At 70.6% G+C, this 22602-nt stretch carries 18 protein-coding genes and 1 tRNA gene; 6 read left to right on the top strand and 13 right to left on the bottom strand.

Features of this window, described 5'->3' with window-relative positions:
• Window positions 1-56: 56 nt before the first annotated feature.
• The 4 genes from ACEN9J_RS25995 to ACEN9J_RS25980 all read right to left on the bottom strand — a co-directional run bounded on the left by ACEN9J_RS25995 (window position 57) and on the right by ACEN9J_RS25980 (window position 5196).
• Window positions 57-1028 (bottom strand): Bug family tripartite tricarboxylate transporter substrate binding protein, encoded by a 972-nt coding sequence (locus ACEN9J_RS25995; protein WP_413762437.1) that lies wholly within the window; start codon window positions 1026-1028, stop codon window positions 57-59.
• Between the two features lie 86 nt (window positions 1029-1114).
• The gene (locus tag ACEN9J_RS25990; RefSeq protein ID WP_057591393.1) at window positions 1115-2596 is read right to left on the bottom strand and encodes an FAD-dependent oxidoreductase; all 1482 of its coding nucleotides are present in this window, start codon (window positions 2594-2596) and stop codon (window positions 1115-1117) included.
• Window positions 2597-2637: 41 nt separating this feature from the next.
• A complete protein-coding gene (locus ACEN9J_RS25985) occupies window positions 2638-4116 on the bottom strand; it encodes an aldehyde dehydrogenase (protein ID WP_057591394.1) in 1479 nt (492 codons plus the stop codon).
• 132 nt (window positions 4117-4248) lie between these two features.
• Window positions 4249-5196 (bottom strand): LysR family transcriptional regulator, encoded by a 948-nt coding sequence (locus tag ACEN9J_RS25980; protein WP_261216966.1) that lies wholly within the window; start codon window positions 5194-5196, stop codon window positions 4249-4251.
• A 132-nt stretch (window positions 5197-5328) separates the two neighbouring features.
• Here ACEN9J_RS25980 and ACEN9J_RS25975 point away from each other — a divergent pair, with 132 nt between their 5' ends.
• The 6 genes from ACEN9J_RS25975 (at window position 5329) to ACEN9J_RS25950 (ending at window position 13566) form a co-directional block, all read left to right on the top strand.
• Complete coding sequence (locus tag ACEN9J_RS25975; RefSeq protein WP_413762436.1) at window positions 5329-6165, top strand: amidohydrolase family protein; 837 nt, start codon at window positions 5329-5331, stop codon at window positions 6163-6165.
• A gap of 22 nt (window positions 6166-6187) precedes the next feature.
• A complete protein-coding gene (locus tag ACEN9J_RS25970) occupies window positions 6188-7180 on the top strand; it encodes a tripartite tricarboxylate transporter substrate binding protein (RefSeq protein ID WP_057591396.1) in 993 nt (330 codons plus the stop codon).
• Window positions 7181-7199: 19 nt separating this feature from the next.
• A complete protein-coding gene (locus tag ACEN9J_RS25965) occupies window positions 7200-10271 on the top strand; it encodes an FAD-binding and (Fe-S)-binding domain-containing protein (protein ID WP_413762435.1) in 3072 nt (1023 codons plus the stop codon).
• Between the two features lie 53 nt (window positions 10272-10324).
• Entirely contained in the window at window positions 10325-11209 is an 885-nt protein-coding gene (locus ACEN9J_RS25960; RefSeq protein WP_413762434.1) for a LysR family transcriptional regulator, read from the top strand.
• A 76-nt stretch (window positions 11210-11285) separates the two neighbouring features.
• A complete protein-coding gene (locus ACEN9J_RS25955; protein ID WP_314733667.1) occupies window positions 11286-12446 on the top strand; it encodes an agmatine deiminase family protein in 1161 nt (386 codons plus the stop codon).
• A 28-nt stretch (window positions 12447-12474) separates the two neighbouring features.
• Window positions 12475-13566 carry an agmatine deiminase family protein gene (locus ACEN9J_RS25950; RefSeq protein ID WP_413762433.1) on the top strand — a complete coding sequence of 364 codons (1092 nt, stop codon included), beginning with the start codon at window positions 12475-12477 and terminating at the stop codon, window positions 13564-13566.
• A gap of 6 nt (window positions 13567-13572) precedes the next feature.
• Here the strand turns inward: ACEN9J_RS25950 and paoC are convergent, their stop codons facing one another.
• The 9 genes from paoC to ACEN9J_RS25905 form a co-directional block, all read right to left on the bottom strand.
• On the bottom strand, window positions 13573-15783 hold the full coding sequence (gene paoC / locus ACEN9J_RS25945; protein WP_413762432.1) for an aldehyde oxidoreductase molybdenum-binding subunit PaoC: 2211 nt from the start codon (window positions 15781-15783) through the stop codon (window positions 13573-13575).
• 5 nt (window positions 15784-15788) lie between these two features.
• Complete coding sequence (locus ACEN9J_RS25940; RefSeq protein WP_413762431.1) at window positions 15789-16739, bottom strand: FAD binding domain-containing protein; 951 nt, start codon at window positions 16737-16739, stop codon at window positions 15789-15791.
• Complete coding sequence (paoA, locus tag ACEN9J_RS25935) at window positions 16736-17380, bottom strand: aldehyde dehydrogenase iron-sulfur subunit PaoA (RefSeq protein WP_413762430.1); 645 nt, start codon at window positions 17378-17380, stop codon at window positions 16736-16738. The genes ACEN9J_RS25940 and paoA overlap by 4 nt, the downstream gene beginning before the upstream one ends.
• A gap of 385 nt (window positions 17381-17765) precedes the next feature.
• A tRNA-Ser gene (locus ACEN9J_RS25930) sits at window positions 17766-17853 on the bottom strand.
• Between the two features lie 35 nt (window positions 17854-17888).
• Window positions 17889-19163 carry a radical SAM family heme chaperone HemW gene (hemW, locus tag ACEN9J_RS25925; protein ID WP_413762429.1) on the bottom strand — a complete coding sequence of 425 codons (1275 nt, stop codon included), beginning with the start codon at window positions 19161-19163 and terminating at the stop codon, window positions 17889-17891.
• Window positions 19154-19753, bottom strand: coding sequence for an RdgB/HAM1 family non-canonical purine NTP pyrophosphatase (rdgB, locus tag ACEN9J_RS25920; RefSeq protein ID WP_057595164.1), 600 nt, complete (start codon window positions 19751-19753; stop codon window positions 19154-19156). Before rdgB ends, hemW begins: the two co-directional genes overlap by 10 nt.
• A gap of 52 nt (window positions 19754-19805) precedes the next feature.
• Window positions 19806-20537, bottom strand: a complete 732-nt coding sequence (rph, locus tag ACEN9J_RS25915; RefSeq protein WP_413762428.1) for a ribonuclease PH — start codon at window positions 20535-20537, stop codon at window positions 19806-19808.
• 66 nt (window positions 20538-20603) lie between these two features.
• Window positions 20604-21515 carry a PP2C family protein-serine/threonine phosphatase gene (locus ACEN9J_RS25910; RefSeq protein ID WP_057595161.1) on the bottom strand — a complete coding sequence of 304 codons (912 nt, stop codon included), beginning with the start codon at window positions 21513-21515 and terminating at the stop codon, window positions 20604-20606.
• A gap of 49 nt (window positions 21516-21564) precedes the next feature.
• On the bottom strand, window positions 21565-22572 hold the full coding sequence (locus ACEN9J_RS25905) for a serine/threonine protein kinase (protein WP_057595160.1): 1008 nt from the start codon (window positions 22570-22572) through the stop codon (window positions 21565-21567).
• Window positions 22573-22602: the final 30 nt, after the last annotated feature.

The following is a 22602-nucleotide window of genomic DNA, read 5'->3' as shown; positions in this document are numbered from 1 at the left end:
GATCGCGGCCCTTGGATCGAGGCCCCATTCTTGACCAGGACGAGCCGTGGCGGCACCTATTCCTCCACCTGGATGCGCGCCGCGCGCACCACCGCGCCCCAGCGCGCGTTCTCGCTCTTCACGAAAGCGCCGAAGTCGCGCGGCGCGATGTTCGAGGGCGTGTAGCCGATGTCGGTCATGCGCGCGCGTGCCGCCGGATCGCGCACCACCTTCTCGACCTGCGCCTGCAGCGCCTCGACCACGGCGGCGGGCGTGCCGGGCGGCGCGAGGATGCCGAACCAGGTGTCGGCATCGACCGCGTAGCCGAGCTCCTTGAGCGTCGGCACGTCGGGCAGGCCCGCGAAGCGCTCGGGCGAGCCGAGCGCGAACAGCTTGAGCTTGCTGCGGCTCGCGACCGCCAGCGGCGTGGGCACGAAGCCGTACTCGACGTCGCCGGCCATCACGGCCGACATCACGGGCGCGGCGCCCGCATAGGGCACGGGCAGCGCCTTCGTTCCCTCGGCGCGCGAGCGCAGCAGCTCCATGCCCATCTGCGCCATGCTGCCCGGGCCCCAATGCGCATAGGTCACTTCCTTGGCACGCGCGCGGGCCACGAAGTCGGCCACGTCCTTGGTCTCGCTCGCGGGCCGCGCGGCCATCACGAAACCCATCTTCGCGACCAGCGCCACCGGCTGGAAGCCGTCGGGGTCGTAGCGCACGGCCTTCTTGTAGATGTGCGGCGAGACCGAGATGAAGTCGGCCGCCGCGAACAGCAGCGTGGTGCCGTTGGCCGGCGCCGCATAGACGTAGTTGGCGCCGAGGATGCCGTTGACCCCGGGCCGGTTCTCGACGATCAGCGGCTGGCCCAGCGTGCTGCCGATCTGCGTGGCGACCAGCCGCGCGAGCACGTCGGTGCCGCCGCCGGGCGCATAGGGCACGACCAGGCGGATCGGCCCGGGCGGTGCCCAGTCGGCGCGGGCCGCGAAGCCGCCGAGGGCCGCGCAGGCGATGGCCAGGGCCGCGAGGCGGCGCGTCGTGATGAAGGGCATGTCTGTCTCCTTGGTTGTATGGACGTGCCGCGCCGCACCGCGCGGGCGGTGATGGCTGGGCAGCTGGAAAGAAAGCGGGGGCCGCGTCAGCGCGGTATCGCGTGGCGCGCGGCATGCGCGCCCGCGATGCGTCCGAACACGGCGCCGCGCAGCACCGAGGTCGCGCCCGTGTAGACCTGGTGGTAGAGGCCCGCGGCCTCGCCGGCCGCATAGAGGCCGGGGATGGTGCGGCCGTCGTTGTCGACCACCTGCGCATCGCGGTTGGTCTTCACGCCGCCGAAGGTGAAGCAGATGCCCGACATCACCGGGTAGGCGCAGAACGGACCGCGCGCCAGCGGCAACGCCCAGTTCGACTTGGGCGGCGCGATACCCGCGGTGGCCACGCCGTCCACCGCGAGCGGCGAGAAGCGCGCGTCGGCATCGCCCGCGCAGGCCGCGTTGAAGGCCGCCACCGTGGCCAGCAGGCCGGCCGGATCGATGCCGCAGGCGCGCGCGAGCGCGTCCAGCGACCCGGCCTCGATCGGTGGCTGGTCGGTGCGGATGCCCTTCTTCCAGTTCGGCACCTCGTGGATGCGCTGGTCGTAGACCATGAAGGCGATGCCGTCGGGCTGGTCCTTGATGGCGCGCGCGATCGGGTCGTAGTGCACGTCGACCGGCCCCGGCGCCTCGTCGACGAAGCGCCGGCCCTCCTTGTTGACCAGCAGGCCGTACGAGAAGCTCATCACCAGCGGCTCGACCTGGGCCGAGCGCGGGTCCATCGGCTCGGCATGGTAGGAGCCGAAGTCGCCGGCCGGCGCGCCGCCGGCATCGAGCGCCATGCGGATGCCCTCGCCGCGGTTGTAGTAGCCGCCGCGCGCCACCGGCCGCAGGTAGCGCGCCTGCGGGCCGATGTAGCGCGTGAGCATCTCGGGGTTGCCCTCGAAGCCGCCCGTGCCCAGCACCACGCCGCGCGCCACGATGCGCCGCACGCTGCCGTCGGGCCCGACGGTGTCGACCGCCAGCTCGCCGCGCGCGTCGGCGCGCCGCAGCTGCTGCGCGGTGCTGCGGTAGCGGATCGCCACGCCCAGGCGCAGCGCTTCGTCGCGCAGCGCCTCGATCAGCGCGAGGCCGCCGCCCACCGGCATCAGCCGCGGCGCGGCCGCGGTCACGAAGTAGGTCGGCAGCGCCGCGAAGCGCACGCCGAAGCCCTGGAGCCACCGCACCGTGGCGCCGGCCTCGCCGGCCAGCGTGGCGACCAGCTCGGGGTCGGGCATGCCGTGCGCCTTGACGTGCGGCGGCCAGTCCTCGTAGGGCGCGGCCGCGTGCTGCACGATCTCGGGGTCGATGTGGTGGCCGGCATTGGCCACCAGCAGTTGCTCGAAATCGTCGCTGACCTCGGTCTCGCTCTTCATGCGGAAGTAGGACTCGGTCCAGCGCGTGTTGCCGCCGAACTCCTCGGGTGTGGCGCGTTCCAGCACCGTCACGGTCGCTCCCGCGGCGGCCGCGGCCACCGCCGCGCTCAGGCCCGAGATGCCGCAGCCGACGACCAGCACGTCGCAGCGGTCGATGGGCAGGGATGCTTCGTTCATGTCTCCACTTTCTTCTCGTGTCGTTGCGTCGCGCGCGGCTGTCAGTACTTGCGGATGAACGGGTCCGGCATGTCGAGCTCGGTCGAGATCCACACGCTCTTGGTCTCGAGGAATTCCTTCACCGCCTCCACGCCGCCCTCGCGGCCCTGGCCGCTGTCCTTGAAGCCGCCGAAGGGCGTGGTGAAGCTGGTCGAGCGGTAGTTGTTGATCCACACCGTGCCGGCCTTGAGCCGCTCCGACATGTGCATCGCGCGGTGCAGGCTGCGCGTCCACACGCCGGCCGCGAGGCCGAAGCGGATGTCGTTGCCGATGCGCACCGCGTCGGCCTCGTCCTTGAACTTGAGCACCGACAGCACCGGCCCGAACACTTCCTCCTGCGCGATGCGCATGCCGTTGTCCACGCCCGTGAAGATGGTCGGCTCGACGAACTGGCCCGCGCCGTAGCCCGGGCCGCTGCGCACCTTGCCGCCGAACGCGCAGTGCGCGCCCTCGGCCTTGGCGATGTCGATGTAGCTCACCACCTTGTCGAACTGCGGCCGCGTGGCCACCGGCCCCACCTGCACGTCGGGCAGCGAAGGGTCACCGAGCTTGGCCTTGGAGGCGATCGCGACCAGCCGCTCGACGAACTCGTCGTGGATGCTCTCCTGCAGCAGCAGCCGCGAGCCCGCCATGCAGGTCTGGCCGCCGGCCGAGAAGATGCCGGTGATCACGCCGTTGGCGGCGCGCGCGAGGTCGGCGTCGTCGAACACGATGTTGGGCGACTTGCCGCCGAGCTCGAGCGTCACGCGCTTGAAGTGCTTCGCCGCCGCCACGCTCACGCGGCGCCCGCCCTCGTCGCCGCCGGTGAAGGCGATGCAGGCCACACCCGGATGCTCGACCAGCGGCTCGCCCACCTCCTTGCCGAAGCCCGTGACCACGTTGAACACGCCGGGCGGAAAGCCCGCCTCGGCGAACAGCCGCGCGAGCTCGAGCAGCGACACCGAGGTGTGCTCCGAGGGCTTGGCGACGATGGCGTTGCCGGCCGCGAGCGCCGGCGCCACCTTCCAGGCCGTCAGCAGCAGCGAGGAGTTCCACGGCGTGATGGTGCCGACCACGCCGATCGGCTCGAGGCGCGTGTAGTTGAAGACCTTGGGCTTGTCGATCGGGATCACCGCGCCCTGGATCTTGTCGGCCAGGCCGCCGTAGTAATAGAAGTACTTCGCCATGTACGACACCTGGCCGCGCACCTCGCTGCGCAGCTTGCCGTTGTCGCGCGCCTCGGCCTCGGTGAGGGTGTCGAGGTTGGCCTCGATCAGCGCGCCCAGGCGATGCAGCAGCATGCCGCGCTGCGTGGCCGACATCTGGCCCCACGGGCCCTGCATCGCGGCCTCGGCCGCCTTCACCGCGCGGTCGACGTCCTCGGCATTGCCCTGCGGAATGCGGGCCCAGGGCTCGCCCGAGAACGGGTCGAGCGAATCGAACCACTGGGCCGAGGCGCTCGCCTGCCATTCGTTGCCGATGAAGAGTCTGTACTGCTGCATTGCTTGCGTGCTCCGTGTGTGGGCCGGGTGAACTGGATGAATGGCGTTCAGTTTCCGGCGCGGCACGCGGGGGCACAAGCGATGAGTCCTGGGCCTCTCGTGAGCTTTCGTCATCGATGGCCGCGGCGGCGTTCAGCGCAGCACGCGCGACTTGTCGCAGGCCTCCTCGAAGATCCGGTGGATCAGTTCGCGGAACCAGCGGTGGCCCGCGTCGTGCTCGTTGCGCGGATGCCAGACCGCGTCGATCGACAGGCCCAGCTCGGGCAGCGGCATCGGCACCGCCACGCAGTCCGAACCCGAAAGCACGCTGTCCATCCAGTGCGCGGGCATGGCGGCGATCAGGTCGGTGGATTCGATCACGGGCACCATGCCGAGCCAGGTCGGCACCTGGATCATCACGCGGCGCGCGAGCCCGCGCTCGGCCAGGATCTCGTCGAGGATGCTGCTGCCCACGCCCGAGACCTTGAGATGGCCCAGCGAGAGGTACCTGTCGAGCGTCATCGGTTCGGAGGCAGCGGGATGGCCCTTGCGCATCAGCACCATCCACTGGTCGTCGAGGATGCGCCGCGAGGCCGACAGCACCGAGCGCCCGCGCGACACCGAGAGCCGGATCTCCACGCCCTCGTACTCCACGCGGTCCGAGGGCTGGTACATGTCGAAGGACTGCACCGACAGGCTGACGCCGGGTGCCACCGAGCTCAGGTGGATGCACAGCCGCGGCAGCAGCAGCACGCCGACGTAGTCCGACAGTCGCAGGTGGAAGGTGCGGCGCGCGGTCGCGGGATCGAAGCCGCCGCGCACCTCGATCGCGCTCTCGATCTCGCTGAAGGCCTTGCGGAAGCTCGTGGCCAGCCGCACGGCCTCGGGCGTGGGCGCCATGCCCTGCGGCGTGCGCGTCAGGAGCGGGTCCTTGAACTGCGTGCGCAGGCGGCGCAGCGCATGGCTCACGGCCGAGGCGGTCAGGCCCAGCCGGGTGGCGGCCTTGACCACGCTGCGCTCCTCGAACAGGGCTTCGAAGATGACCAGCAGGTTGAGGTCGATGCTGCGCAGGTTCAGGGGCGGGCCGCCGGCGGCGTTCATGGGATGAATCCGGTTCACGATGAAGATGACAAAGATGATCTTGCCGCATGCGGGGGCGTCTTAGAACAATAAGCCCGCATCCCCAGCTTCCTCTCCATGACCTCGCTTTCCCCGCATGACCGCCACCCGCCCGTGAGCGATGACCGCCCCGAGATATTCCCCGAAGGCTCCTGCGACACCCACTTCCACGTCTTCGGCGACGCGCGCGAATTTCCGCTGATCGACGAGCGTTCGTACACGCCGGCTCCGGCCTCCATGGCCGACTACCGGGCCGCCTTCGGCCCGGTGGGCGTCGAGCGCTGCGTGCTGGTGCAGCCCAGCGTCTACGGCCGCGACCATTCGCTGCTCAAGCGCACGCTGCGCGAAGCGGCGCCCGGCAGCATGCGCGGCGTGGCCGTGATCTTCGAGGACACGAGCGAGCGCGAGATCGAGGAACTGCACGCGCTGGGCGTGCGCGGCGCGCGCTGCAACGCGCTGTTCTCGGGCGGCGTGTCGGCCGCCAGCCTGCGCGCCATTGCCAGCCGCATCGCGGCCTTCGGCTGGCACCTGCAGTTGCTGGTCGACGTGGAACGCGATCCCTTTCTGGTGCCGCGCGTTGCCGCCACCGGGTTGCAGGTGGTGGTCGACCACTTCGGCCATCCGGCCCCGGGCTGGACGCCGCAGGGCCGCGGGCTCGCGAACCTGCGCGCGCTGCTCGCGGAAGGGCGCGCCTGGGTCAAGTTCTCGGGCGCCTACCGGCTCAGTGCATCGGCCTGCGCCACCGATCCCGCCGTGATCCCGCTGGCCCATGCGCTGGTGCGCGCCAACCCCGAACGCATCCTCTGGGGATCGGACTGGCCGCATCCCGGCATCGACGCACGCGCTACCGCCAGCAGCGAACTGGCCGGAGCGCTGCGCGCCTGGTTGCCCGACGGCGATCTGCGACAGGTGCTGGTGCGCAACCCCACGCAGCTTTACTGGAACCATTGATTCATCACAGGGAGACGTTCGAATGACCGACAACAAGTTCAACCGCAGGACCTTCATCCAGGGCGGCGTCGCGCTCGCCGCATCGGCGGCGGCCTGGCCCGGCAGGGCGCAGGGCCGCGCCTTTCCGACCAAGCCCCTCACGCTGATCGTGCCCTTCGCACCGGGCGGCAACGTGGACATCACGGCCCGCACCCTGGGCGTGCCGCTAACGCGCCATGCGGGGCAGTCGGTGATCGTCGACAACCGCGCCGGTGGCGGCGGTGCCGTGGGCACCGGCTGGGCCGCGCGCGCCGAGAACGACGGCCATTCGCTGCTGGTGGCCACGCCGGGCCAGCTCGGCACCCTGCCCGAGATGATCAAGGTGCCCTACCGCGCCGACAGCTTCGTGCCGGTGGCCGTGCTGAGCCGCACGCCCGTGGTGGTGGTGGTGCGCGCCAACGATGCGCGCTTCAAGACCGCGGGCGACTTCCTGCGGGCGATGCAGGCCGGGAGCGAGAACGTGACCATCGGCCATGCGGGCCCGGGCTCGCCGAACCACCTGGCGCTGCTGCAGCTCGAGGATGCCGCGAAGGCACGCGTCAATGCCGTGCCCTACAAGGGTTCGGGACCGGCCGTGGTCGACCTGCTCGGCGGCCAGATCGACGCCGTGATCGACCAGATCACGAGCTCGGCACCGCACATCAAGAGCGGCGGCCTGCGCGCGCTGCTGGTGCTCGGCCCGCAGGTCGGCGGCATGCTGGCCAGCGTACCGAATCTGGCGCAGCAGGGCATTGCGAACTTCGACGCCACCACCTTCGTCGGCGTGTTCGCGCCCAGGGGCATCGCGCCGCAGACCGTCGCTAGCCTGCAGGGCTGGATCGCGAAGTCGGTGGCCGAGCCCGAGTTCTCGAAGCCGATCCGCGAACTGGGCAGCGAGCCCTTCGCCGAGAGCGCGGCCTACCTGCAGCGGCTGGTGCAGGAGGACGCGGTGCTGGCGGCGCGGCTGGTCAAGCAAGGCCGCCTCAAGGCGGACTGATCGGCACGCACGGCCAGCCATGATCGCCCACGTTCCACCCCCGGTCACGCTGGCGCAGCACTATCGGCAGTTTCTCGCGGCGCTGGCCGCCGCAGGCTTCGAGGGCGAGATCAGCCAGCGTCATGCCGACCGCACGGTGCTCGCGACCGACAACTCGATCTACCAGCGGCTGCCGCAGGCCGTGGTGTTTCCGAAGCATGCCGACGACGTGGTGCGGCTCGCGAGACTGATGGACCGCGACGAGCATCGGCGCGTGGTGCTCGCGCCGCGCGGCGGCGGCACCGGCACCAACGGGCAGTCGCTGACCGACGGCATCGCGGTCGACCTGTCGCGGCACCTGAACGGCATCGTCTGGATCGATCCGGTGCGGCGCGTGGCGCGCGTGCAGGCCGGCGTGGTCAAGGACCAGCTCAACGCGGCGCTCGCGCCGCACGGCCTGTTCTTCGCGCCCGAGCTGTCGACCTCGAACCGCGCCACCATCGGCGGCATGGTCAGCACCGACGCGAGCGGCCAGGGCAGCTGCAGCTACGGCAAGACGCGCGACCACGTGCTCGCGCTCGAGGTCGTGCTGCCGGGCGGCGAGCGCTTCACGAGCCGTCCCGCCGGACCCGACGAACTCCAGGCCCAGCTGGCACGCCCGGGCCGCGTAGGCGATGCCTGGCGCTGCGCGCACCGGATCGCCGAGCGCGATGCCGCGCTGATCGAGCAACGCTTTCCCAGGCTCAACCGCTGCCTCACCGGCTACGACCTCGCGCACCTGCGCGAGCGCGACGGGCGCTTCAACCTCAACAGCGTGCTCTGCGGCTCCGAAGGCTCGCTGGGCTTCATCGTCGAGGCCGAGCTCAACCTGCTGCCGATTCCGCGCCACACGATGCTGGTCAACGTGCGCTATGCGAGCTTCATGGATGCGCTGCGCGACGCCCAGGCGCTGATGGCGCATGCGCCGCTGTCGATCGAGACCGTGGACTCGCGCGTGCTGATGCTCGCGATGGAGGACATCGTGTGGCAGGGCGTGGCCGAGTACTTCCCCTCGAGCGGAGACAGCGCGCCCACGCGCGGCATCAACATGGTCGAGTTCAGCGGCGATTCGCAGGAGGCGCTCGAGACCCGCGTCGCGGCCTTCGTCGCGCACCTCGCGCGCGATGCCGGCGCGGCGCGCCTGGGCCACACCATCGCGGCCGGCCATGCCGCCGTGACCCGGGTCTATGCGATGCGCAAGCGCGCGGTGGGCCTGCTGGGCAATGTGCAGGGCGAGGCGCGGCCGCAGCCCTTCGTGGAAGACACCGCCGTGCCGCCCGAGCGGCTCGCCGACTACATCGCCGAGTTCCGCGCGCTGCTCGACGGCCACGGCCTCTCGTACGGCATGTTCGGTCATGTGGACGCCGGCGTGCTGCATGTGCGGCCCGCGCTCGACCTCAAGGACCCGGCCCAGGCCGCGCTGATCCGCCCGCTCTCCGACGCGGTCGCGCGGCTCACGCAAAAGTACGGCGGCCTGCTCTGGGGCGAGCATGGCAAGGGCGTGCGCTCCGAATACGCGCCGGCCTTCTTCGGCCCGCTGTATGCGTCGCTGCGGGAACTCAAGGCCGCCTTCGATCCGCACAACCAGCTCAACCCCGGCAAGATCGCGACGCCCGCGGGCGTCGATGCGGCGCTGCTGCGCATCGACGAGGTGCCGATGCGCGCCGACGCCGACCGCCGCATCGACGAACGCGTGTGGCAGAGCTACGCCGGCGGCCTGCATTGCAACGGCAACGGCGCCTGCTACGACTTCGACCCCGACGACGCCATGTGCCCCTCGTGGAAGGCCACGCGCGAGCGCCGCCATTCGCCCAAGGGGCGCGCCTCGCTGCTGCGCGAATGGCTGCGGCTGCAGGGCGAGGCCGGCGTCGACGTGCTGCAGGCCGCGGCGCGGCAGCCCTCGTTCCTGGCCGGGCTGCCCGAGCGCTGGCGCAACGGCCGGCGGAGCGCGAAGGCCGCCGACGATTTCTCGCACGAGGTCTACGAGGCGATGGCCGGCTGCCTGGCCTGCAAGTCCTGCGCGGGGCAATGCCCGGTGAAGGTCGACGTGCCGGAGTTCCGTGCGCGCTTTCTCGAGCTCTACCACGCGCGCTACCTGCGCCCGCTCAAGGACTACTTCATCGGCTCGCTCGAATACAGCATGCCCGGCCTCGCGCGCATGCCGGCGCTCTACAACGGCCTGATGGCCCTGCCTGCGGTGCGCGGCCTGCTCGCGCGGCATGCCGGCATGGTCGATGCGCCGCTCTTGAGCCGCTTCGATTTCGGCGCCACCCTGCGGCGCTGGAACGTGCGCCACGCCACGCCCTCGGCGCTGGCGCGGCTGAGTGCCGACGAGCGCGCGCGTTCGGTGGTGCTGGTGCAGGACGCCTTCACGCGCTACTTCGAGACGCCCGTGTTCGCGGCCTTCATCGCGCTGGCCGCGCGACTGGGCTGCACCGTGTGGCTCGCGCCCTTCCGGCCCAACGGCAAGCCGCTGCAGGTGCAGGGCTTCCTGCGCGCCTTCGACCGCGCGGCGCGCCGCAACGCCGACATGCTCGATGCGCTGGCGCAATGCGGCGTGCCGCTGGTCGGCCTCGATCCCGCGATGACGCTGGTCTACCGCCAGGAGTACGCCAAGCTGCCGCGGATGGCGCGCCTGCCTTCGGTGCTGCTGCCGCAGGAATGGCTGCTCGATGCGCTGCCCGCCGAAGCGCCGCCGCGCGCCGCGCCGGGCGACTTCCGTCTGCTCGCGCATTGCACCGAGAAGACCAACGCGCCCGCGGCCGCCGCGCTGTGGCCCCGGGTGTTCGCGCGCGCCGGCCTGCGGCTCGAGGCGCAGGCCAGCGGCTGCTGCGGCATGTCGGGCACCTACGGCCACGAGCAGCGCAACCTGCAGACCTCGCAGCGAATCTTCTCGCAGTCGTGGGCGCCGCTGCTGGCGGCCGAGCCCGCGCCGGCGGAATTTCTCGCCACGGGTTATTCGTGCCGCAGCCAGGTCGAGCGGCTGCGGGCGCGGCGCCTGCGCCACCCGGTGGAGGTGCTGGCGCAGCTGTATGGCGGTGGTCACGAAGAGGACGCCGACGCCGCGCACTGAACCCCGTCGATGAAAGGCGCTATCTTGTGTGCCGATCCATCGACCGGGTTCCCATGTCCAACGCCAGACTGCCCTCCTTCAAATTCCTGATCGGCTTCGAAGCGGCCGCGCGCCTGGGCAACTACTCGCGCGGGGCCGAGGAGCTGCACGTCTCGCAATCGGCCATCAGCCACCAGATCGCGCAGCTCGAGCAGCAGGTCGGCCAGCCGCTGTTCCGGCGCAAGGGACGCGGCGTGGAGCTGACCGTGGCCGGCGGCCTGCTGCTCGACAGCGTGGGCAAGTCGCTCGAGCAGATCCGCCACGGCCTGCACCGCATCGAGACCTACATGGACGACCGCCTCGTCACGCTGGTCTGCCCCGCGCCCGTCGCGCACGGCTGGCTGCAGCCGCGCATCGACCGGCTGCTGCAGGCGCATCCCGACCTGTGCCCGATCGTCTCGGTCGACGAGAGCGCCCGCTTCATCGACGAGCTCGACGTGGACATCGCGATCACACGCGAGCCGCTGCAGCAGCCGGGCGTGTTCGAGGTGCCGCTGCTGAGCGACGAGCTGGTGGCGGTCGGCCTGCCCGACGCCGACACGGATGCCGCGCCCGGCCTGCTGTGCCTCGAGGCCGACCTCACGAGCGACCGCATCGGCCCCTTCATCCGCGAGCACTTCGGCCAGTTGCGCAAGGCTGCGATCTACGACGACCCGCGCCTGCTGCTCGACGCCGCACTGCGCGGCCGCGGCCTCGCGCTGGTGTCGCGGCTCTCGGCCGACGATGCGCTGCGCAGCGGCCGCTTGCGCCACCTGGCGGCCTCGCCGAGCCTGCCGCTCGGCACCCTCTGGATCTCCCGCACGGAAGGCCCGTCGCGCCTGCCGCTGGTGCGCGAGGTGTTCGACAGCCTGTGGGGCTTCGCGCGTGAAGACGGTCATTTCATGAGCCAGATCGATTGATATGGCCAGAAAAGATCAATTGTGCGGATGAGTGAGCGTCTACAGAATCCGGGACTCCGTAGAAACCCTGATTCTTATGACGACTCGACGAACGCTCCTGGGCCTCGGTGGCCTGGGCCTCTTCCATGGACTGCTGAGCGCCTGCGGTGGTGGCGGCGGCAGCGCCGGCGGCCCCTCGCTCCCCTTTCCGCCGCCGGCGCCCGCTCCCGCGCCCGCGCCTTCCCCTGCACCCGCCAGCGTCTGGCGCATGCCCGACGAGGGCGGTGCCCATCGCGCCGTCTGGATGGCTTTCGCCGCGCGCGAATCGATCTGGAGCGCCGAACTGCGCCAGCCGGTGCAGCGCGCGCTGGCGCGCATCGCCAATGCGATCAGCGTCTACGAGCCGGTGAAGATGCTCGTGAACGCCGAGGATGCGGCCACGGCACGCCAGCTCTGCGGCTCCAACGTGCAGTTGATCGAACACCCGATCGATGACCTCTGGGCGCGCGACACCGGTTGCGTGTTCGTGCGCAACGCCCGCGGCGAGCGGGCCGCCGTGAACTTCAACTTCAACGGCTGGGGCCGCAAGCAGCCGCATGCGCGCGACGCCACGGTGGCGGCGCGCATGGCCGAACTCGCGGGCGTGCCGCTGCTGCGCAGCCGCCTGGTGCTCGAAGGCGGCGGCATCGAGGTCGACGGGGAAGGCACGGCCATCGTCACCGAGAGCTGCGTGCTCAACGAGAACCGCAACCCGGGCGTGACCAAGGCCGCGGCCGAGAAAGAGCTTCAGCGCCTGCTGGGACTCACGAAGATCATCTGGCTGCCCGGCATCGCGGGCCGCGACATCACCGACGGCCATACCGACTTCTATGCACGCTTCCTCAAGCCGGGCGTGGTGGTGGCGGCACTGGACAACGACCCCGAGTCCTTCGACCATGCCGTGACCCGGCGCCACCTGGAACTGCTGCGCACGGCGACCGATGCGCGCGGACGCGCCCTGCGCATCGTCACGCTGGCCACGCCGGGCCGGGTGCGCCCCACCTACGCACGCAAGGAGTTCGCGGCCGGCTACGTGAATTTCCTGCTGACCGACAAGGCCGTGTTCCTGCCCGAGTTCGGCGATGCGGTGGCCGACGCAGCGGCCCGCGCGGCGCTGTCCGCGGAACTGCCGAGCCACCAGGTCGTGCAGCTCGACATCGATGCCATCGCCGCGGGCGGCGGCGGCATCCACTGCACCACGCAGCAGGAGCCGGCGTGACCCCGAACGCTTTCGCCAGGAGACCGACATGCATTTCTCGATGACCCGCCGCCGCCTGACCAGCGCCCTCGGCCTCGCGCCGCTGGGCTGCATCGCCGCCTCGCCCGCCGCCACGCCCGACAGCTGGCTGATGCCCGACGAAGCCGCGCCGCACCGCGCCACCTGGATGTCCTTCGGCCCGAGCGAGGCGATCTGGGGCCGGCGCCTGCTGACGCCGGTGCGCCAGCACCTGGCCCGCATCGCGCGCACCATCGCCGAGTTCGAACCCGTGCACCTGCTGGTGCGCGAACGCGAGCACGACCTGGCCGCGCGCCTGTGCGGCAACCGCGTGCAGCTCGAGGTGCAGCCGGTGGACGACCTCTGGATGCGCGACACCGGGCCGGTGTTCGTGCGCAATGCGGCGGGCGAATGGGGCGGCGTCGACTTCAACTTCAACGGCTGGGGCGGCAAGCAGGCACATGCCGACGATGCCGAGGTGGCGGGCTATGTGAGCGGTGCAGCCAAGGCACGGCCGCTGGCCACGGAGCTGGTGCTCGAGGGCGGCGGCATCGAGGTCGACGGCGCGGGCACGGCGCTGATCACCGAGAGCTGCGTGCTCAACGCCAACCGCAATCCCGGCTGGCGCAAGGAGGACTGCGAGGCCGAACTGCGGCGCCTGCTGGGCCTGCGCAAGATCATCTGGCTGCCCGGCATCGCGGGCCGCGACATCACCGATGGCCACACCGACTTCTATGCGCGCTTCGCGGCACCGGGCATCGTGGTGGCGGGCCTGGAGAACGACCCCGATTCCTACGATCACGCCGTGACCCGGCGCCACCTCGAGATCCTGCGGCAGGCCACCGACGCGCGCGGCCAGCGCCTGCGCGTGGAAGTGCTCGCGGGGCCGGATTCGGTGCGCGACGCCTACGACAGCGACGAGTTCGCGGCCGGCTACATCAACTTCTACGTCTGCAACGGCGCCGTCATCGCGCCGCAGTTCGGCGATGCGCGCGCCGACGGCAACGCCCGCGCACTGCTGCGCGAGCTGTTCCCGAAGCGCGAGGTGGTGCAGCTCGACATCGATGCGATCGCCGCGGGCGGCGGCGGCATCCACTGCACCACGCAGCAGCAGCCGCGTTGAGGCCGCTCACGCCACCGGCGGCAGTCGATCGAGCAGCTTGTCGAGCGTGATCGGATAGCTGCGCACGCGGATGCCGGTCGCGTTGTAGACCGCGTTGGCGACCGCGGCCGCGACGCCACACATGCCGAGCTCGCCCACGCCCTTGGCCTTCATCGGCGAGGAGATCGGGTCGGTCTCGTCGAGGAAGACCACGTCCTGGTGCGGGATGTCGGCATGCACCGGCACCTCGTAGCCCGCGAGGTCGTGGTTGACGAAGAAGCCATGCCGCTTGTCGACCGCCAGTTCCTCCATCAGCGCGCCGCCCACGCCCATGGTCATCGCGCCGATCACCTGGCTGCGCGCGGCCTTGGGGTTGAGGATGCGGCCTGCTGCGCAGACCGCGAGCATGCGCCGCACGCGGATCTCGCCGGTGACGGCATCGACGCCGACCTCGACGAAGTGCGCGCCGAAGGTCGACTGCTGGTACTTCTTGTCGAGGTCGCCGTACTCGATGCCGTCCTCGGCCGAAAGGCCTTCGGTGCCCGCGGCCTCGGCCAGCGGCACCGCGCGCTCGCCGGCGCGCACCATGCCGTCGGCAAAGCTCGCATCGGCGACCGCGAAGCCCAGCTTGCCCGCCACCGCCTCGCGCAGCTTCATGCAGGCCGCGAACACGCCCGAGGTCGAGTTGTTCGCGCCCCACTGCCCGCCCGAGCCGGCCGAGGCCGGATAGGCCGAATCGCCGAGCCGCACCTGCACCTTGTCGAGCGGCAGCCCCATGGTCTCGGCGGCGGTCTGCGCAATGATGGTGTACGAGCCGGTGCCGATGTCGGTCATGTCGGTTTCCACCGTGACCACGCCGCGGTTGTCGAGCCGCACGAGCGCGGCCGACTTCGTGAGCAGGTTGTTGCGGAAGGCCGCGGCCACGCCCATGCCCACGAGCCAGCGGCCGTCGCGCTGTTGCCCCGGCGCCGCGTTGCGCCGGTTCCAGCCGAAGCGCTCGGCGCCGGTGCGCAGGCATTCGATGAGGCTGCGCTGCGAGTACGGGCGCTCGGGCTTCTCGGGATCGACCTGGGTGTCGTTGAGCACGCGGAACGCGATCGGATCGATTCCGAGCTTCTCGGCCATCTCGTCCATCGCGACCTCGAGCGCCATCAGGCCCGGCGCCTCGCCGGGCGCGCGCATCGCGTTGCCCTCGGGCAGGTCGAGCACCGCGAGCCGCGTGGCCGTGAGCCGGTTCGCGCCGGCATACAGCAGCCGGGTCTGGTTGACCGCCGTCTCGGGCTGCCCGCCCTCGAGGTCGCCCGACCAGCCCTCGTGCGCGATGGCCGTGATGCGGCCGTCGCGCGCGGCGCCGATGCGGATGCGCTGCACGGTCGCGGGCCGGTGCGTGGTGTTGTTGATCATCAGCGGCCGCGTCAGCGCCACCTTCACGGGTCGGCGCGCGGCGCGCGCGCCCAGCGCGGCGAGCAGCGCATCGGCGCGCACGAACAGCTTGCCGCCGAAGCCGCCGCCGATGAAGGGCGAGACCAGGCGCACGTTCTCCTTCGGGATGCCCAGTGTCTTGGCGACGTCGCCGACGCCCCAGGCGATCATCTGGTTGGCGGTCCAGATCGTGAGCCGGTCGCCCTGCCACTGCGCGATGGAGGCATGCGGTTCCATCATCGCGTGCGACTCGTCGGGCGTGCTGTAGGTCGCGTCGAGCTGCACCGGCGCCGCGGCGAAGGCGCCCGCGAAATCGCCGACCCTGGTGTCCGGCTCGCCCGAGAAGGCACTGGCCTTGGGCGGCTTCGCCGACGCCATCTCGGCCGCGAGGTCGAAGCGGCCGGCCGCGCGCGTGTACTCGATGCGCACCAGCTGCGCCGCGGCGCGCGCCTGCTCGAAGCTCTGAGCCACGACCACCGCCACCGCCTGGTGGTAGTGGTCGATCTCGGGGCCGGCCAGCAGCTTGGCGGTGTTGAAGTCGCCCTTGGCGAGCTTGCCGGCATTGCGCGCGGTGACGATCGCCAGCACGCCGGGCGCGGCCTGCGCGGCGCGCAGGTCCATCGAGGCGATGCGACCCTTGGCGATGCCGGCGCCGATCACGTAGCCGTAGGCCGCGCCCGGCACTTCGGCATGGCGCTCGTAGGCATAGCGCGCGCTGCCGGTGGTCTTGACCGGGCCGTCGATGCGGTCGGTGGGCCGGCCGATGACCTTGAGCTGGTCGATCGCGTTGGTGGTCGCGGGGGTGTCGAATTTCATGATGTTCAGCTCCTCGCCTGCACCAGGGCCGCCGCGAGCGCGCGTTCGGCCAATGGCAACTTGAATGCGTTCTCGTGGGTCGGCTGCGCATCGGCCATGAGGCGTGCGCTCACCGCGCGCGCGCCCTGCGGCATCGCGGCCTCTGCGGCCTCGATGCGCCACGGCTTGTGCGCCACGCCGCCGAGCGCCACGCGCCCGGTGCCATCGCGCTGCACGATGGCCGCCACCGACACCAGTGCGAAGGCATAGGAGGCGCGGTCGCGCACCTTGCGGTAGATCTGCGTGCCGCCCACGGGCCGCGGCAGCGTGACGCCGGTGATCAGCTCGTCGCGCTCGAGCGCGGTCTCGATGTGCGGCGTGTCGCCGGGCAGCCGGTGGAAGTCGGCGATCGGGATCACGCGCGTGCGCCCGTCGGGCTTCACGGTCTCGACGGCCGCGTCGAGCACGCGCATCGCCACCGCCATGTCGCTCGGATGGGTCGCGATGCAGGCCTGGCTGGCGCCGATCACCGCGAGTTGCCGCGTCACGCCGCCGATGGCGCTGCAGCCGCTGCCGGGACGGCGCTTGTTGCAGGGCTGGTCGGTGTCGTAGAAGTAGGGGCAGCGCGTGCGCTGCAGCAGGTTGCCGGCCGTGGTCGCCTTGTTGCGCAGCTGGCCCGAGGCGCCGGCCAGCAGTGCGCGCGACAGCACGCCGTAGTCGCGGCGCACGCGCTCGTCGGCCGCCAGGTCGGTGTTGCGCACCAGCGCGCCGATGCGCAGGCCGCCGTCGGTGGTCGCCTCGATGCGGTCGAGCTTCAATGTGTTCACGTCGACCAGGTGCACCGGCGCCTCGATCTGCAGCTTCATCAGGTCGAGCAGGTTGGTGCCGCCCGCGATGAACTTGGCGCCGGGATGGCCGGCCACGGCCGCCGCGGCCTGCGCGGGCGTCTGCGCGCGTTCGTAGGTGAAGGGCTTCATGCGCGGCTCCCGGCCACCTCGGTGATGGCATCGACGATGTTCGAGTAGGCGCCGCATCGACAGATGTTGCCGCTCATGCGCTCGCGCAGTTCGTCGGCCGACAACAGCGGCCGCGCCGTGAGATCGGCGCTCACGTGGCTGGGCACGCCGCGGCGCACCTCGTCGATGACGCCGACCGCCGAACAGATCTGGCCCGGCGTGCAGTAGCCGCACTGGTAGCCGTCGTGCTTGACGAAGGCCGCCTGCAGCGGATGCATGGCCTGCGGCGTGCCCAGTCCCTCGATGGTCGTGACCTGCGCGCCCTCGTGCATGACCGCGAGCGTGAGGCAGGAATTGATGCGGCGTCCGTCGAGCAGCACGGTGCAGGCGCCGCACTGGCCGTGGTCGCAGCCCTTCTTGGTGCCGGTCAGGTGCAGGTGTTCGCGCAGTGCGTCGAGCAGGGTCGTGCGCGTGTCGAGTTCGAGCGCATGCGATTGGCCGTTGACCTGCAACGAGAGTCTGGTGGAGGGCATGTTCGTGGGCGGTGGTGATGCTGCGGCCGGCGCGGCCGCGGCGGGAAGGTGGGACGAGACTGCCGCGGCGGTGGCGGCGGTCGCGATGAGCGCGTCGCGCCGGGTGATCAAGGTCGTGGGGCTTTCCATGGGGGACTCCTGTCGTTCGAGGGTCGGGTGCGCGTGGGAACACTCTGATAGCGCGAGCCACCGAGGTTCGCAGTAGGAGAAGGGATGTTGTTGGGTCCCGGGGGTGGCTTGTCGCGCGAGGACGCCGGCGAGGCGAAGCACCATTTTTGGGAACGGCTCGTGGGATCGATTGCGCGTTTCGCGCGTTTTCTTGCCTGATTCGACGAGCTTGCGCGGGTGCGCGGCGATGCGAACGTTCGTGTGTAAGAAGGCGGGCTTACAAGTGGCTGTGGCTACGCCCGACGCCGCGAGCCAGCGCCTCGGTCGCGCCTACCAGCGTCCCAACGAAAAAAGTCCCGTCGCATGGGCTGCGCGGGACTTTCAAAAAAGCGGACCTGGATGATCCTGGCGGAGAGTGTGAGATTCGAACTCACGGACGGTCGCCCGTCGGCAGTTTTCAAGACTGCTGGTTTAAACCACTCACCCAACTCTCCGGAGCCGGCGATTCTATGCCGAGCCCGCCCCGTGCTCAGTCCTCGGGCAGGAACAGGGTCTGCAGGTCGCTGAGGAAATCGAGCCCGCGTTCGGTGGGCCACACGCGGCTCAGGTCGCGTTCGACGAGGCCCTTGCGCTCGGCCTCCTCCAGAGCGCGCTGGATCGCGGTGAAGGCCAGGCCGGTGCGCTCGCCGAACTGCATCAGCGTGAAGCCGGCCTTCAGGCGCATGGCGTTCAGCATGAACTCGAACGGCAGGTCGGCCAGCGCGACCTCGTCGCTCTGCGCGACGGCGGTGCCGGCACGGGCGTTGTCCATGTACAGGCGCGGTTCGCGAAAGCGCACCTGGCGCACGATGCGGTGGGCGAAGCTGAGCTTGCTGTGGGCACCGGCGCCGATGCCGAGGTAATCGCCGAACTGCCAGTAGTTGAGGTTGTGCGCGCAGGTATGGCCGGGCCGCGCATAGGCCGAGACCTCGTAGCGCGACATGCCGATGGCGCCGGTGCGCTCGGTGATGCGGTCGAGCATGGCGTAGGCGATGTCGTCCTCGGGCAGCTGCGGCGGGAACTTGGCGAACCAGGTGTTCGGCTCGATGGTGAGGTGGTAGACCGACAGATGCGGCGGCGCGAGCGCGAGCGCCTGCGTGAGGTCGGCGTCGAGCTGCTCGATCGACTGGCCCGGCAGCGCGTACATGAGGTCGAGGTTGAAGGTGTCGAACGAAGCGGCTGCCTCCTCGGCGGCGGCGATCGCCTGGGCGCGGTCGTGCACGCGGCCCAGCGCCTTCAGGTGCTCGTCGTTGAAGCTCTGCACGCCCAGCGACAGCCGGGTGACGCCGGCCGCGCGGTAGGCGCGGAAGCGGTCGCGCTCGAAGGTGCCGGGGTTGGCCTCGAGCGTGATCTCGCAGTCGGGCGCGAGCTTGAGGCGCGCGCGCACGTCGCCCAGCAGGCGGTCGATGGCCTGGGGCGAGAAGAGGCTCGGGGTGCCGCCGCCGATGAAGATGGCCTGCACGCCACGGCCCCAGATCAGCGGCAGCGCGGCATCGAGGTCGGCAATGAGCGCGTCGATGTACGCGGATTCGGGCATGCCTTCGGCCTCGGCGGTGCTCGTGGCGCGCCACTCGTGGGAATTGAAGTCGCAGTACGGGCACTTGCGCAGGCACCACGGCAGGTGGATGTACAGCGTGAGCGGCGGCAGCGCCGTCAGCTGCAGCGGGCCGGGGCGCATCCAGTGCAGCACGTCGTTGGCATGCGGCGCGCCGGCCGGCGCCGCGGGCTGGATGGGAACGACGGACGAGGGAGCGCTCACAGCCATCGCTCGCGCATCAGCGCCAGCATGGCGCGCGCGGCCTGGCCGCGGTGGCTGTGGGCGTTCTTCACCTCGGGCGTGAGCTGGGCGAAGGTCTTGCCGAAGGCGGGCAGGTACATCACGGGATCGAAGCCGAAGCCGTTGTCGCCGACCGGCGCCGGCGCGATCTCGCCGGCCACGCGGCCCACCGCGATCAGCGGCTCGGGGTCGTCGTGGCGGCGCAGCGCGACCAGGGTGCTGACGAGCGCGGCGCGGCGATTGGCCTGTCCGGCCAGTTGCTCGAGCAGCGCCTTCACGTTGTTGGCATCGCCCTTGGGATAGCCGAACTGGGTGGCGTAGTAGGCGGTGTCGACGCCCGGCAGGCCGCCGAAGGCATCGACGCACAGGCCGGCGTCGTCGGCGATGGCGGGCAGGCCGGTGGAGGCGCTGGCGTGGCGCGCCTTGGTCAGCGCGTTCTCGACGAAGGTGCGGAACGGCTCCTCGGCCTCGCTCACGCCGAGCTCCGACTGCCGCACGAGCGTGACGTCGAGTTCGGCGAAGAGCTGCTGCAGTTCGGCCAGTTTGCCGGCGTTGTTGGAAGCCAGGACGAGTTTCATACGTGGAAAGGAATAACGACGGCGGCCTTCTGCGGGCCGCGGTTCATGGCTGCTAGTTCGACTGCAGGGCCTGCTGCTGCAGGACGACGAGTTCGCCGATGCCCTTCTCGGCCAGGCCCAGCAGCAGGTTCATCTCCTCGCGCGTGAAGGCAACGCCCTCGGCCGTGCCCTGCACTTCGACGAAGTGGCCGGCGCCGGTCATGACGACGTTCATGTCGGTGTCGCAGGCGGAGTCCTCGGTGTACTCGAGGTCGAGCAGCGGCGTGCCGCCGACGATGCCCACCGAGATGGCGGCCACATGGCCCTTGATCGGCGAAGCGGCCAGCGTGCCGGCGGCGATCAGCTTGCTGACGGCATCCTGCGCGGCGACGAAGGCGCCGGTGATGGCGGCGGTGCGGGTGCCGCCATCGGCCTGCAGCACGTCGCAGTCGAGGTGGATGGTGCGTTCGCCGAGCGCGGCGAGGTCGAACACGGCGCGCATCGAGCGGCCGATGAGGCGCTGGATCTCCTGCGTGCGGCCGGTCTGCTTGCCCTTGGCGGCCTCGCGGCTGCTGCGGGTGTGGGTGGCGCGCGGCAGCATGCCGTATTCGGCCGTGACCCAGCCTTCGCCGCTGCCCTTCTTGTGCGGCGGCACCTTCTCCTCGACCGAGGCGGTGCACAGCACGCGGGTCTGGCCGAACTCGATCAGCACCGAGCCCTCGGCGTGGATGGTGAAGCCGCGCGTGATGCGCACGGGGCGCAACTGGTCGGCGGCGCGGCCGCCGCTACGGGTGAAAGCTGTCATGGTCTGATGAAGAAAAAGGAAGGGAAAAACACGGGCGCGCCCTCGAACGGGAAGGCGCGGAACGATTCAGGTCTTGCGGGCCGCCGAACGCCGGATGGCTTCGTTGATCTCGGCGATCGAACGCTCGATGGCGTCCTCGTCGAGGTCCTCGATCTCGTCGTCGGCGAGCATGCCGGCCTGGATGGTCGAGGCGAACACGCCGTCGCTGATGCTGTCGGTGGAGATGCCGGGCTCCTCGCCGGGAGCGTCGGGCATTTCCCATTCGAGCGCGATCAGCGTCACGTTGTCGCTGTGCGAGCCGCCCTTGCGCAGCGCCATCTCGGCGAGGTCGGGGGCGGCATCGGACACGGGCTTGCCGGACGACAGGGTATGGACGATGAGCGCGTCGTCGAGCACGCCCCAGACGCCGTCGGAGCACAGCATGATGCGGTCGCCGCGCTGCAGCGCGAGCGGGGCCGACACGTCGAACAGCGGCGTGGTGGGCGAGCCGAGGCAGGTGAGCAGCAGGTTGCGGTTGGCGGGCGAGGACTCGGACACGCCGCGGTGGCGCGGGCGCTCGGCATGCGAATGGTCGAGCGTGCGCACCAGCAGGCGGCCGTCGCGCACGACGTACAGGCGCGAGTCGCCGCAGTGCATCCAGGTGGCCATGCCGGCCTGCAGCACGGCCGCGACCACGGTGGTGCGCGGCGTGTCGAGCATCGCCTTGCTGCTGGCGTAGCGCATGATCTGCTGGTGCGCGGCCATCGCCGATTCGGCGAGGAAGGCCTTGGGGTCCTTCACCATCGGGCGTGCCTCGCGCTGGTAGAGCGCGGCCACGGTCTGCAGCGCGATCTGCGCGGCCACCTCGCCCTCGGGATGGCCGCCCATGCCGTCGGCCAGCACGAACAGGCCCGATTCGCGCGTGTAGCAGTAGCCCATGCGGTCTTCGTTCTTGACGCGGCCGCCCTTGCGGCTGACCTGGAAGACGGAGAACTTCATGGCCGCGTTTCCAGGCGGGCAAAGATCGGGGAGGCGATGCGCTGCGTCGTCATGCCGGGCGGGTCGTCGGTGCCGCCGCGCGGGGCGCGCTCTTCTTGTCGAAGGAGCGGATGTTGTCGATCGACAGGCGCACCTTCTCGCCCACGGTGAGCTTGGTGTAGCGGCGCTCGCCCTCGCGGCTGAGTTCCTTCTGCAGCGCGAACACGGACTGCGGGCGCGAGAGCGGATCGAGCGACATGCACCACTCGACCACCTCGATGAGGTTGTCGGAATAGACACCGCGCAGGCGCGACAGCGAGAGGCTCAGGCGGTCCTTCTCGATGCGGCGCGGCGCGTCGTTGGGCGGATAGCCCTGCATGCAGGCGTAGATGCAGGCGCCGATCGCGTAGATGTCGGTCCAGGGGCCCATCGAGGAATCGCGGCGATACATCTCGGGCGCGGCGAAGCCGGGCGTGTACATCGGGCGGATGAAGATGCCTTCCTTGCTGAGCACTTCGCGCGCGGCGCCGAAGTCGATCAGCACGGCCCGGTCGTCGTCGGTGACGAAGATGTTGGCGGGCTTGATGTCGAGGTGCAGCATCTTGTACTGGTGCACGATGCGCAGGCCGCGCAGGATCTCGTCGAACAGCGAGCGGATCGTCGATTCGCGGAACACCTTCTGCCGCTTGAGGTCGCGCGCGGTGACCACGAAGTCCTGCAGGGTCGCGCCCTCCAGGTAGTTCATGACCATGTAGACGGTCTCGTTCTCGCGGAAGAAGTTGAGCACGCTGACCACCGAGGCATGCGAGATCTGCGCGAGCGAGCGGCCTTCCTCGAAGAAGCTCTTGAGGCCGAGGCGGTACAGCGAGAGCTTCTCGGCCGGCACCTGCGGGGCGAGTTCGCCGGGGCCGCGGGTGGCGAGCGAAGAAGGGAGATACTCCTTGACCGCGACCTGCTGGCCGCTGGGGTCGATGGCCAGGTACACCACCCCGAAACCGCCCGCCGACAACCTGCGAACGATGCGGTAGCCGCCGATGGTCGTATCGGGCGGCAGAGGTGACGGCTTGACCTTTGACATAATCCGGGAGTTTCGCCCGAAGGCGATGGT

The organism is Variovorax sp. Varisp41, from assembly GCF_047325085.1.
GTDB lineage: Bacteria > Pseudomonadota > Gammaproteobacteria > Burkholderiales > Burkholderiaceae_C > Variovorax.
Note: the sequence above shows the minus strand (reverse complement) of the source record. Positions and strands in the feature narration are given on the sequence as shown.